The following is a 14,162-nucleotide window of genomic DNA, read 5'->3' as shown; positions in this document are numbered from 1 at the left end:
AACAGTTGCTGTCCGTCGGGGCCGAGTAGTGACCAGTGGCCGGTTCCTTGGCCGTCGACGAACATCGGCAGCATTCGGCCATCGTCTGTCACGATCGTGTCGGTGGAGTGCACGGCGCCGTCGTTGGTTTGCCACACATCCGTGGCATCCGTCGTCCACAGATGGGCCCCTAACCGGGCTGCGAAGCGTTGCGCGAACGATGCCTCACCTGCCTCGGGCCGTCGTCCGGCACCGCATCCGAACAGTGCCACCGGCAATCCGGCGACGAAACGTCGGTCTTGCCATACCCGTTCGGCGGATTCCTCTGGTCCGGCTTGACCGTCTGGCCATCGGGCGTGTCCGTGTGGTGTCACGTGCAGGCCGATCACCTGCACGTCGGGTAAGTCCGAGGCCAATGCCACGGCTTCGACGGCCACGGCGTCCTCGTCGGCGGCGAAGAACATCAAGGGCTCCGGACGCACCGAGCGCGCTACCGTTGCCGGTGGCTCCACCGGCAGCGGCTCGCTCCCGTCCGCCCGGACCAGGATCCATTGTGGACCGTCTCCGGTGTCCGTCCGTGCCAGCACATCCGCACCCGACCGCCGCACCTCAGCCACCAATTCACCAGGCACGACAACGCGGTCGCTGCCCAGGACCACCAGCAAGCCGGTCCGGTCCGGTGACACCTGCGCGAACCCCGGGGATCTCGTCCACTCCGGATAGACAACCGACTCATCCGAGTCCCGCGCCGCCAGCACGACGGGCAAGGCCGGAACGGTCGCCACCATGGCCGCAGCGTCGGCCCACGCGTCCGTCTCCGAACCCTCGCGGGAGAGGCGGGAGGCGATCCGTTGGGCCATTCGGTCCCACAAGTCCTGCATGGACATCGCCGAGGACGTGTCGCCCTGCCTCGGGCGTGGCCACACACTGCCGAGGATCGTCCTGGCCCGCGCCTGAAGATCCGCCAGCCAATCAGCCGGGAGAGTTTCCAGCACCCGCTCGGCTTCCTGGAACTCCATGTTCCACCGCCGAGATACAGTCGCGATCTCGGTTTCCGTGACCTCTGCGGGCCGGGCTGGGCGGGCGGCGACCGACCGGGCGGCCTCGCGTTGCCTGTCGGCCCCCGCGATCGCGGACGCGACCTCCCCGGCAGTCTCATAACTCGGCAGGGAATCCCGCTCATAGCGTGGAACGACTTCCGACGGCTCCTCGGGGTCGCGGACGGCCGCACGCCGCTGCCAGTTCAGTTCCGGTGTCACACTTCGCAACCGGTCCAGCACGTCATCGGTGTCGAAAGCTTCGTGGTGGTAGCCGTCGTAGACGTACACGGGGCGCGGCGGCCCACCAACTGGGCGCAATCCTTCGGCGAGTGCTCTGGCGTACCAGTCCGGAAGTGGCGCAGCATCCACCGATTCCGCCACGATCACCACCGTTCGCCCGAGGTGTCCGCCACTTGCGTGCTGGAACTGCGAGGAATGCTGCATGTGTATGCCCAGCTGAACAGGATCCGGTGATTCAACCTCGGCAGTGTGGTGGCCGAGTAATATTCTTTGGTTCCGCACTTGCACAAAGACGAACAGCGGGTCCGGATCGAACTCACCCACCGCGCGCCGCAGCATGGGCCCGTACCCGTCGTAGTCCAACGAGCCCCAACTTTCCCAGCGCAGGACCGAGTCCGGCGTCGTCGCGAAACCCACGGCGTTTTCGGCCGACTCCAACCCAACGCCGACATGCAAGCGGTACGCCGCCGACCCCCAGGCCGGGGCAGGAGGCTGCATTCGGTCGGGCGTCAACAGTCTTAGCCCCGTGTCCCACACGGTGAACAGGTAGGTCGAGACGTTGTCTTCCGCGATGTAGACGGGCCGGTCAGCGTCGGGTGTGCCCAGCAGTGCCGCGGTGAAGGCGGTGAGGTCCGTCATCGCACCGGGGTGGTGCGGCCCCCCTATTGGGACGATCACGACTGGTCGTCGCCAGTCTCCTCGGGTCGCCGCCAGGTAGTCCGGGTTTCGCGCCAGCAGAGCGCCGAAACGTGCCGGGCTTATCTTCTCTCTCCCGCCGGGGGAGGTGAAATGATCGCCTTGCCTGCTCGCCAGGACGACAATCGGGTGTTCGGGGCCGTCATATCCCAGCGCCGACAACAGCCGGGAAACCCCGGATGAAGGATGCTGGTCAGGAATCTCCGCGTGGGTGCTGCCCACGGCGGAGATGAGCAGGGGGCGCTGCGCATCGGGAGCACTGGCGGGATGAGCCAGCAGCGCCGACTGCGCGGAGGGCGCTTCGATCAGGGCGTACGAGCGCCATCCGGTCTCGGTCTCGTGGAATTCGCCCGTCGACAGGAAAACGGGCCGCTGGATTCCGTCGCTGCGCAATCCTTCGGCCAGCGACCGCGCTTCCTGTTCGGTCAAGCCGGAGGGCCATTGATCGAACACCACCACTACCGGTCGGGCCGGATCGTCGTTGACGGACTGCTGGAATTCCGCGGTTCTGGTCACGCTGGTGCCGAAATCCGAAGGCCCGAGAACCCTGGTCGTCCAGGCCGGTTGATCAAAGACATGGAAGCGTCCCCGCACCGGCTGCGCCACGACCACGAATGGCTTGCGGTGGCCGGTTTCCGAGACGATCCAGTCCGTGTCCAAGATAAGATCTCGCGGCGGTACTGCGGAGGGCGAATACCTCACCACTGGCCCGAAGCCGTCGTCGGCGGGCCGACTCAGCCCGGCCACCGGGGACCAGTTCGGCGGCGGCACGAACCTCGGGGGGTCTATGTCGAGGTGGAGCACGGGCCCGCTGTTGGCATCGCGCAGCAACCGGAAATTCCGGTCCGTGACGAGGACAGCATGATCCGGGTCGTTGCTCCAGACGCCCCGGGCGAAGGCACGCGCGGCTTGCTCGCTGAGTCCGGTCTCGGCTCCCACGGTCGCCAGCAAGACAGGAGATACATCACTGGCGACATAGTCGTCATAAGCCCGGCTGAGCGCCAGCCGGCGGCCGAATTCGAAGGCCGACAGGGGGCCCGACGGCGTCACGAACTCATCGCCCCACAACCGCGCGAGCACAATGTTCGTCAACTGCAGTCCGAATCGTTGCCCACCGCGCAACTGGAAACCACCGGAGGACCATTCGGACCACCAAAAAATATCCGACGGGGTTCCACCGGCTGCCAGCAAGAGATGCTCTGGGTTGGAGTTTTCCAACTCCAGCACCGACAGTTCGACGGCGCGGGGACGTCCTCCGGCGAGGATCACGTCCCATAGTGCGAACCGAACCTCTCCGCCTTCATGGTGTTCCACAACGGTAGCAACATAAACCGGCCCTTCGTGGCCGTATCGGCGTACTCCGCTCGCGAGTTGCCGGTCCACGTGCCAATCCGTGGAAACCCGGTCAACCGGCTGCACATTGAACACGACGACGGCCCGGCCCGGATTCGAGGACGCAATGTCGCCCAATGCGCCCGCCACTCGCCGCCCGAATGCTCCGGCGCTCAGGCCCCCGGTGACCCGGGTTTCGGGGTCGACGTGGGCGAAAGTCTGATCAGGCTGCCAGCGCGCCAGCACGAGGATCGGTGACTCATCGCGCACCTCTTCCCGCAGCCAGTCCAGGTCAGGCTCCGACTCTGCCCACCGACTCCAGGTCGCCTCGTCAGTACTGTCGCGCGGGTATGCGACCGCGTCGATCACGCCTGAACCCGTCGGGACCGCCAACCGCAATTGCGGCGACAACGGGACCACGTGGTCGAAGGACTGCTCCACGCGTGGTTCGTCCACCTGATCCAGAATGGGCCCGTACATGTCACTGTTCCGTACGGTGACGTGAATCGGCCCGCGATGTCCCGCCTCCCGGAAGCCCTCGGCCAACTCCTGCCGGGCCCGCTCGGGCATCACGTCACGATGTTCCCGGAAGTACGTGCAAACGACGACCGTGCGGTCAGCCTCGTTGCCGGCGATCTCGTGAAAACGAGCGTCCTCGACCACCCGACGAGCGAACTGGCGCGGGGTCAGCTCGTGCGTTTCCCACGCATCCCCGCTGGCGACGATGAACCCGCCCCGCGGTGCGGTCCATGCCAAAACGAAGACCGGTGAATCAGCGTCCACATCCTCCCGCACCGAACTCATATCCAGCGAATCCGAGTCGGCCAATCGCTGGAGCTCGTGGACGTTCTCCGCGTCGACGGGGTAGGCGATCGTGTTCTCTTGCATGGAATCCAGTCGCAGCGCCAGCACGTTCGCTCGCGCACCCGAGGGCAGCAGCAATCCCGCATCGCGTCGATCACCGGGCCGCGAACCTACGGCGACCACCCCAAGCCCCGAATGCGAGATATAGCCCTCCGCCAGAAGAACCTGCCGGACACCGTCGCCACCCGCACCGAGCCCCCGGGCGAATCCCCGCGTGAGCTGGTCTCGGTTCAGATGCACCCCAAGCGCGGCGTTGCCGCCTAGGATGACCAAGACGACCGGGCCGTCCTGGTTGTTCCCGGCAATCCGCTGGTACTGCTCGGTGCCGGCCACCCACCGCCCAAGCTCCCACGGGGTGTCCAGGTGCGCGGTCGTACCGCTAACCGCATCGCTGAGCAGGAACGACTTTTCCGCACCAGCCGACCGCCGCCTCGTCTCCACCGCGACGATGAGCGGCTCCCGATTCCCGGCGATCCCCATCGCCCGCCGCACCTGGCCCAGGTCCACCCGGCCGCCGTTGAAGGCTCGCCACCACCGCGATGACGCCATGCTGGCCGGGTAGGCCACGGTGTTCTCGCTGCGACCCCCCATCCGCAGCGTCACGGCCCGGGTGGCTCCATGCCGCCACTGCGCCCGCAGTTCGGCCACCGTTGCCCGCTCGCCTCGCTGTGCCAACCCCTGTTCCACCCGCTGAAGAACACCGGCCAAGTAGCGCACCTCATGCCGGCGAACATGCGTGGTGGTCCCAGTCAACTCCTGCACAAGGCCGTGCACGTCCGCAGCGGTTACCGTCGGCCCCTCCATTCGGCCGGTATCCCGAACCCAGTCCGAAACGAACCGAACATCCCGCGCGTCCGCGACGGTTGGTTTCCCGCCCAGTTCCTCGGTCAGTTCCAGGACATGCAGGAGCCTGCGCCGCAACCGCTCCGCACTGCGCGTGCCCGGCCCACCCGCGCTATCCCGGTATCGCAGTTCCACCGCGTCGGCCAGCCGCCGCACATCCTGGTCAGCCAGGCTCCGCGTAGCGGGTGGCCCGCCATCCGCACGCCCACTCGCGGCCCACCACCCACTCAACAGCTCGTCGAGCGCCCCCTCATCCACGGCAACGGGCGCGGCAGAGCCGTTGTCGGCCCACTTGATCACCGGCTCGGGGAGGGCTTGGTCGGTGTAGCGCGGTGCGACCGTGCCGGTCAGCGCGGCTCGTAGTTCCGGGCCATGTGAGAGGACTTGCTGCCCGTCGGGGTCCAGCAGTGACCAGTGGCCGGTTCCCTGGCCGTTGGCGAACATCGGCTGCATTCGCCCGTCGGCGGTGATCATGGTGTCGGTCGCGTGTACCGCGCCGTCGCTGGTTTGCCATACGGCGCTGGCGTTCGTGGTCCACACATAAGAGCGCAATCTCGCCGCGAACCGCTGCGCGAACGATGTCTCACCCGGTCCCGATTGTTGTCCGGCGCCGCATCCGAACAGCGCTACCGGCAGTCCCGCGACGAAGCGTCTGTCGCACAATGCGCGCTCGGCCGATTCCTCCGGTCCTGCTTCTCCGTCCGGCCACCGCGCACGCCCGTGGGGGGTCACGTGTATTCCCACGACCTGTACACCGGGCATATCCGACGCCAGCGCCGCGGCCTGGGCCGCCACGGCACCATCGTCAGGTCCGAAGTACATCAGCGGTGTCGGGTTGGCCAGCCGGGTTACCGCTGCCGGTGGTTCCACTGGCAGCGGTTCGCGCCCGTCGGCCCGGAACAGTATCCACTGTGGACCGTCTTCGGTTTCGGTCCGCGCGAGCAGGTCGGCGCCTGATCGCCGTGCCTCGGTGACCGATTCGCCGGGCACGATCACGTGGTCGCTGCCCAGGACCAGCAGTCGGCCCCGGTCCGGCGATATCGCCGCGAATCCCGGTGACCTCGTCCATGTCGGATAAGTGATCGACTCGTCGGCCCCCCGCACTGCCAGCACGATGGGCAGGGACGGAACGGTCGCGACCATCGCCGCGGCTTCGGCCCAGGCGCCCGTCTCCACCTCGTCGTGGGAGAGCCGGAAGGCGATCCGTTGGGCCATTTGGTCCCACAGGTCTTGCATGGCCATTGCCGGGGATGTATCGCCCTGCCTTGGGCGTTGCCACACGCTGCTCAGGATTGCGCTGGCTCGTGCCTGTAAGTCGGCCACCCAGTCGGCGGAAAGTGCGCTCAGCGCGCGTTCGGCGTCGTGGAACTGCTTGCTCCACCGTTGACGCACGGCGGCTATCTCGGTTTCAGTGACTTCAACGGGCTGTGCTGGGCGGGTGGTATCGGCCAGGGCTGCCGCGCGTTGCCGGTCGACCGCCGTGATCGCGGACGCGATCTCTCCGGCGTTGTCGTAACTTGGCGGTGAATCCCGTTGGTAGCGCGGCAGGATCTCCCGGGGCTCCGCCGCGTCGCTAGCCTGCCGCCAGTGCAGCTCGGGTGTCACGCTGCGCAGCTGGTCCAGCACCATATCGGTATCGTCGGCCTCGTGGTAGAAGCCGTCGTAGACGTACACGGGTCGCGGTGGCCCACCGACTCGGCGCAGACCTTCGGCGAGTGCTCTGGCGTACCAGTCGGGAATTGGCCGAGAATCCTCCGAGTCCGGCACGATCACTATGGTGCTGCCCTCGTGCCCACCGTCGGCGCGCTGGAACTGTGGGGAACCCTGGATGAGTGTGCCCAGTTCAACCGGATTCGGTGCCTCAAGCTGCGCGTAGTTGTTGCGCACTAATACGTTTTCGTTGTGTACGTGCACAAAAACGAACAGCGGGTCCGGGTCCAATTCCTCCATCGCGCGCCGCAGCACCGGCCCGTGCCCGGCGTAGTCCAACGAGCCCCATTTTTCCCAGCGCTCCGTGGTGTCGTTTTCCACGGGGAAGGCCACGGCGTTGACGGCCGATTCCTGACCTACGCCGACATGCAAGGTGTGGGACTCGAAGCATTCGCGCGCCGGGGGAGGCTGCATTCGGTCGGGTGTCAGCAGTCGTAGGCCGGACTCCACGACGCCCCTGTCCTCCTGAAAGGCGACCGCGAGCCCGTCCGGCCGAATGTTGTGTTCGGCGATGTAGACGGGCCGGTCGGCGTTCGGGGTGCCCAGCAATTCTGCCGTGAGGCCGGTGAGGTTCTGAGTGCTGGCGTCGGGGACGTTCTGTCCTCCTACCGGGAGGATCACGAGCGGTCGCCGCCAGTCACCGCGGATCGCGTTGAGGTAGTCCGGGTCTCGCCGCAGCAAAGCGCCCAAGGTTGAATCGAAGACTCTTTCCCCGTCTGGGGTGGTGAACCCGCTGGACTCCCTGCCTACGAGGAGGACGACCGGCTGCTGAGGGCTGCGGTACCCCAATTCGGTCAGCAGTCGGGAAAGCCCGTAGGAACGCAGTTGTGCGCCGACCTTGGCATGGCTCCCGTGCAGGTAGGAGATGAGCGTCGGCCGCTGCGCCTGGATGGCACTGGCGGGGTGAGTGAGCCGTGCCGACTGCGCTGATGGTGCCTCGATCAGGGCGTGCGACCGCCCGTTGGTGAGCTCGCCCATCGAGAGAAAGACGGGTCGTTGGACGCCGTCGCTGCGCAAGCCGGTGGCCAGCGATCGCGCGTCCTGCTCGGTCAAGCCGGACGGCCATTTTTCGAGCATGACCACGACCGGGCGGGTCTGATCGTCGCTGACGGACTGCTGGAACGCCGCGTTTCTGGTCACGATCGTTCCGAAGTCCAAGGGCCCTAGAGCCCTCCTCTTCCCGGTTTGCGGATCGAGCACGTGGAAGCGTCCGCCCACCGGCCTTGCCACCACGACGAATGGCCTGCTGTGGCCGACCTCCGAGGCGATCCAGCCGGTGTCCAGGGCGCGCTGCGGCCACCGCTGTCCTTTGTAGGGCGAATACGTCACCACCGGACCGAAGTGGTCGTCTGCGGGTCCGCTCAGCGCGGCGACCGGGGACCAGTTCGGCAGCGGCACCAACCGCGGGGGCGTCTGCATGCTGATGGGCAGGACAAGTGTGTCGCGCCAGAGGTGCTGCAGCCGGAAGTCCTGGTCGGTAACGAAGATCGTGCGATCCGGGTCGGTGCTGCGCACGCCGCGGGCGAACTCATGCGCGGCGCGCTCGCTGAGCCCGGTCTCGGCTCCCACCGTCGCCAACAGCAGAGAAGAGCTTCCAGCGGTCGGGCTTTGAGGAGAAGGGTTGCCGGACACCAGCCCCCACCGCCGAGAAGAGCTTTGAGCCGTCGGGCTCTCCTGATATGGCTCGCTGAGCGCCAGCTGGCGACCGAATTCGAAGGCTGACAGGGTGCCCGACGGTGTGACGAACTCTTCACCTGACAACCGCGCGAGCACGACCGTCGGGTTCAGTGGCCCCAGCGCGAACCCGGCGAGGTCACCCGTCCGGAAACTACCCGACGACCACCGCTTCCACCAGTCCACATCCGCCGAGGTTCCACCGGCCGCCAGCAGACGCTCCCACGGATTGGTTGTGGAAGTCAGGCTCAGCACCGACAGTTCGGCCTCGCGCGGACCTCCGCCGACCAGCGCGACATCCTGAATCCATAGCCGGATGGTGCCGCCGTAACCGCGCTGCACAGCGGTAGCGAGATAAACCGGTCCTTCGTGGCCATGCCGGCGTATCCCGTTCGCGAGTTGCTGGCTTGCGTGCTTGCCCAAGGCCACCCCGCCATGGGGCCGCACGGCGAATACGGCGATGGCCCTGCTGGGATTCGAGGCTGCTATCTCGCCCACTGCCGCGGCCACTTCCCGGCCGAATGCTCCCGCGCTCAGAAGCTCGTCCTGCGTTGTCAGGGCTTCTGGGTCGGCGTAGGTGAAAGTTCCATCAGGCTCCGGGCGGGCCAGCACGAGAATCGGTGATTCATCCCGCACTTGCGCTGGCAACCAGTCCAGGTCAGGCCCCGACTCCGCCCAGCGCCTCCAGGTGGCCTCCTCATCGCTGTTGCGCGGATATGCCACCGCGTCGAATACCCTTGAACCCGTCCGTATCGTCAGCCGCACTCGCGGCGACCACGGAACCACGGCAATGGGGTAGATGCTTTCCGTTGCACTGTCCCATGCCGTCACGTGAACCGGCCCGCGATGTCCTGCCTCGCGCAAGCTCTTGGCCAGCTCCTGTTGGGCGTGCTCTGGCAGCGCTTGCTCACGCGTCCCGGCGTATGTGTGGACGACGATGGGGCGTTCGTCGTCTGGGTAGGTGATCGCGTGGGAGCGAGCGTCCTCGATCGCGTGCTGAGCGAATTCGCGTGGGCTGACGTGCTGTGTTTGCCATGTGTTCCGGTCCGCGACGATGAATCCGCCCTGCGGTGTGGTCTGTGCCGACACGGAGATCGTCAAAGCAGCGTCACCAGACACCGGTGCCGAATCCGAGCTGTACTGGAGGAAATCCCTGTTCGTGGCGTCAATGGGGTAGGCGATGGCGTTCCATCGCGTGGAACCCATCCGTAGGGCCAGTACGCTGGGCTGCACGCCCGAGGGCAGCACCAGCCCGGCGCGTTGCCGAACATCGGTTCGTGGGCCAACGGCGATCAACCCGAGCCCGGCGGGATCGTGTGAGATGTAGCCCTCGGCAAGCAGGACCTGCCGGCTGCTGTCTCCGAGTCCGTCGGCGAATCCCTGGGCGAGATTGTCGCGGCTGAGGTGTGGGCCGAGTGCGGCGTTGCCGCCCGTGACCACCAGGACGAGCGGGCCGTCCGGGTTGCTGGTGGCGATTCGCTGGTATTGCGCGGTTCCGGCCACGCGTTGTCCCAGCTCCCGTGGGGTGTCCAGGCGCGCGGTCGTGCCGCGGATCTCGTCGCTGATCAGGAAGGACTTTTCGGCACCGGCCGTGCGTCGTCGGGCCTCGACCACGACGATGACCGGTTCGCGGTCTGGGGTGATTCCCATTTCCTGCCGGAGCTGGTCAAGGTTTATTCTGCCGCCGTGGAAATTTCGCCACCACCGCGATGAAGCCATGCTGGCCGCGTAGGCCACGGTGTTCTCGGCCTCGGCGCCCATCCGCAGTGTCACGGCCTGCGTGGCTCCATGCCGCCACTGCGCGCGCAGTTCGGGCACGGTCGCCCGCTGCTGGCCTTCCTGTTCCACCTGCCGCAGGACATCGGCCAGGTAGCGCAGTTCGTGCGGGCGGGCGTTCGTGGTGGTTTCGGTCAGTTCCTGCACGGCGTTGTGGACGTCGGCGGCGGTCACCGTGGGCCCCGGCATCCGGCCGGTGTCCCGGATCCAGTCGGCTATCAGGCGGATATCCCGCACGTTGGCGATTGTGGGTTGTCCGCCCAGTTCCTCGGTCAGCTCAAGGACGTGGACAAGCCTGCCCCGCAACCGCTCCCAGCCGCGTTTGCCCGGCCGCCGATCCACGCCATCCCGGTAGCGCAGTTCCACCGCATCAGCCAGCTCGCGCACATCCGCATCGGACAACTGCTGTCCAGCAGACGACGCACCATCCGCACGCGCGGCCCACCACCCACGCAACAACTCGTCGCCGTTGTCTGACCACTTGATCACGGGTTCGGGGCGGGTTTGGTCGGTGTAGCGCGGAGGGGTCGTGCCGGTCAGTGCGGCCCGTAGTTCCGGGCCGCGACGTGAGAGGACCTCGTGCCCGTCGGGGTCGAGCAGGGACCAGTGGCCGGTTCCCTGGCCGTCGGGGAACATCGGCAGCATCCGGCCATCGCCGGTGATGACGGTCTCGGTGGCGTGTACCGCGCCGTCGGTGGTCTGGAATACCTCGGTGTCGGTGACCCAGGCGCGCTCGCCCAGGGCGCGGGTGAACCGTTCGGCGAAGGACGGTGTGTCCGGGCGGGGGCGTTGGTAGGCGGCGCATCCCAGCAGGGCGATGTCCGGTCCCGGCACGAAACGCCGGTCGTGCTGGACGTGTGCGGCGAAGCCTTCGGGTTCGAGCAGGCTGCCGTCTGCCAGGACCGCGCGCCCGTCCCTGGTCACGTGGACGCCGACGATCTGGGTGTCGAGCAGGTGGGGCGCCAACCGTGCGGCGCGTTCGATGAGGTCGCCGGAATCGCGGGGGCCCTGGAACAGCAGTGGTTCGAGCCTGGGGCGGTCGCCTGCCGAGCGCACCCCCTGCCGTGTCCCGCGCCCGATCTCCGTCACATCACGCCAATGGTCTGTCGCCGCCGAATTCACCGCGACAGCAGCAGAAACGCCCCTTGCCCCCTCGGCGGGTGACGTGCCGGTGGAAGGCTGCCCGGCATGACGCGCCTCCGGCTGCCGTTCCCGTGGTGTGGGCTGGGTTCTGGCACTCTCGGCTAGCGTTTGGCGAGCCCACGCGGTGTCCTGTCCGGACATTCTTGCCGGGCTGGAGGCGGTGTGGGGCTCGGTGTCGCTGGCGCGGCGCGCTTGCGCTGCCGGGCTGGTCGGGACGGTGGTGGCGGAGTCGGTCGCGGCACCGAGTTCCTGGCGTCCTGGACTGGTCTGTTGCGGTGCCAGGATCGGTCCCGGCGGGCTTAGCGGGCGGGGGCGTGCGCCTTCTGCGTCGAACCGCATCCACCGGGGGCCACGCCGGCCGCGTCCCGGTACCAGCGCGACGATGTCACGTCCCAGGCTGCGCGCCACGTCCGCGGCCTGATTCGGCGAGACCACTACATCAGAGCCCGCATCGTCTCCGGAGGCCAGCACCACCGGTCCGGTACCGGCATCGTCGACCCGGGCGCGTAGGAACTCGGCAACCCCGCCGCTGGAGACCGCCTCCGCAGGCACCGGCACGCGCACCGCATCGGCGGGCAATCCCACCGGCCCCGCACCCGGCACCCGGCCACCCGAGGACACCGTGCCTGGGGACACCGTGCCTGGGGACACCGCGCCCGGGGACACCGCGCCCGGGGACACCGTGCCTGGGGATGGCGGTTTAGCACCGCGGGCGGCGTCGGTATTTCCCGCGTCCGGCCCCGTTCCCGCGGCCGCACCGGTAGCGGTGCCATCGCCCCGCGCGGGCACCTGGCCGGGCACCGCCACCCCGCCCTCGGTGGCAGCGCCCTCCCCGGCCGCAGCAGGCGGCGTCGTTTCCGGCGCCGGGCCGCCGGAAGACGCCCCGGGAGCCTGGGTGGCGTCTGTCACGGGCGTGTCCGCCGGGGAGCCGGGCTTGCCTGTTGCGGGCTCGACCGCGCGCGCATCGTCCACCGCAGTGCTTATTCTGTCCACAACAGACACCGTGTGTTCAACTGGCACACCCAGATTGCCCGTGTCAGATGTGCCGGAGTTCGCGTGGGTGGCACCGACTGGGTCGTGCACCGGGGGTGCGCTGACGCGGGATCCTGCCGTGGTGACCCCGCCATCGGAGCCCAGCGGGCCGCCCCGGCCATTACCTCTATTGTCCATAGAGGACTGTCCGGGCGTGGTGTGGTCGTCAAGCGGCGCATCGACACGGGTTTCCCCGGCCGTCACCCGGGCATCGGGAACCAACGGGCCGTCCTGGTTCACCGACCCACGAACCGGCGGCGCAGACAGCTCCGGATGTCCCATCGAATCGTCGGGACTATCCACGCCAGAGGATTCTGGGCTGGCGCGAAGAGCATCGGCGGCCTGACTGTAGCCCGGTGGCGGTGTGCCGGTAGGGGTGTCACCCACACTGGTCGCGTCGCCGGACTCCGGTGCGTGGACGCGGGCATGGTCCTCGCTTTGCGGCGGGCTGTAGGGCGGCGGAGGGGTGCCCGGTCTGTCACCCACCACGGCACCCGTACCCACGCGGCCCGGTTCGCCAGGCGAGGCAATCCCGGCGGAACCGGCGGGCAGGACAGTCGAGGTGACCGGAACACCCGGCTCGGGTTCCGGCACACCGGAATCCACATTGGACTTGTCCTTCGGGGAGCCGGGCTTGTCGTTAAGGGGCTCCACAAAGCTGGGTTTCTCGCCCGGCTGCGATCCCTTGCCCGTCTGCGACCCGGAATCGGTCGTCAATTCCTCTGACGCGTCGGTGTCGGTGTTGGAAGCCTCGGTCCCGTTGGCGTTGTCCCGGGCCCGGCCCGCCGGGATCAACTGGCCGCGCATCGCCAGGCCCGCCAGATTCCCGATACCCGAACCGATCGCCTCCGACACCCCGGCGGTGAACGAGAACGGATTCCACTGCGCCCCCTGACCACTGATCGCGCCATAGCCGGCCTCGCCGAGCATTTCGGTCAGGCCCTCTTCCAGGGATTCGCCCAGGCCGTGGCCGAAGCGGGCCACCCACATCGCCCGCACCGACATGCCGGTGTAACCCTCTAGGTTCTTGGCCACGACATCGGCGAATCTCGCCATCGAAGCCACCGGGTACTGCTCCGCATGCTCCTCGGCCACCTGCCGCGCCGCCGCCGCCAACACCTCAGCATCGATCTTGTCGCCCAGACCCCGCACCAACACCTTGGCGATCGCGTTGCCCACCACATTGCCCAGCGCCGAGAGCGGCACCGCCAGCAGCCCGCTGAACGAGCCGACCCCCACCGCCATCTCCGACATCGCCGCATCCCACTTCTTCCGCGTCCCCAACGCGAACTGCAACCCTTGCGCCCCCGCATCCATCACCACCTGCAACCCCACCCCCACCACCTGGCTCATCGCCAAACGCATGAACAACTGGCCCCACCACCGGGTCAGCAGCAACCGCATCACCGCGAACCGCGCCGCCAACCACGCCATACTCGCCCCACCAGTAGGCCCCGCCATCGCCACCGCCCAGGCGATCTCGGCCACCAGCAGCAGCAAACCCCCCACCGTCACGAACTTCAAATACTGCACCTGCAACGCCAGATTCCGCACAAACCCAGCCAACTCCCGCACACCCACACCACCCGACTCCAAAACCGGACCAAACGCCTCTAACCGCTGGGCGAATCGGTCCGCCGCCTTGCCCGAAAACCCGCCCCGCACCCGCCCCACCACATCCCCCACCGCCGGCCCCAATGCCCCTACCGCCACCGCACCCGACTCCAACGCCGCCGCCACCGCGAATAACGCATCCTCGTCCGCATCCGTCATGTCCTCACCGGTTAATACCTGAAATAGCCGCCTCACCTCCTCTGGCACCAGCAGCGACAC

At 67.7% G+C, this 14,162-nt stretch carries 1 protein-coding gene (only partly in view); it reads right to left on the bottom strand.

Features of this window, described 5'->3' with window-relative positions:
* Window positions 1–14,162: the 5' portion of a DUF8616 domain-containing protein gene (locus BJ970_RS31945; RefSeq protein WP_184731160.1), read on the bottom strand. The gene continues 13,219 nt to the left of window position 1, outside the view; only the first 14,162 of its 27,381 coding nucleotides appear in the window; it begins with the start codon at window positions 14,160–14,162; its stop codon lies beyond the left edge, outside the window.

This window comes from Saccharopolyspora phatthalungensis, assembly GCF_014203395.1.
Taxonomy (GTDB): Bacteria; Actinomycetota; Actinomycetes; order Mycobacteriales; family Pseudonocardiaceae; genus Saccharopolyspora; species Saccharopolyspora phatthalungensis.
The sequence above is the reverse complement of the archived record's forward strand: the minus strand, read 5'-3'. Positions and strand labels throughout refer to the sequence as shown.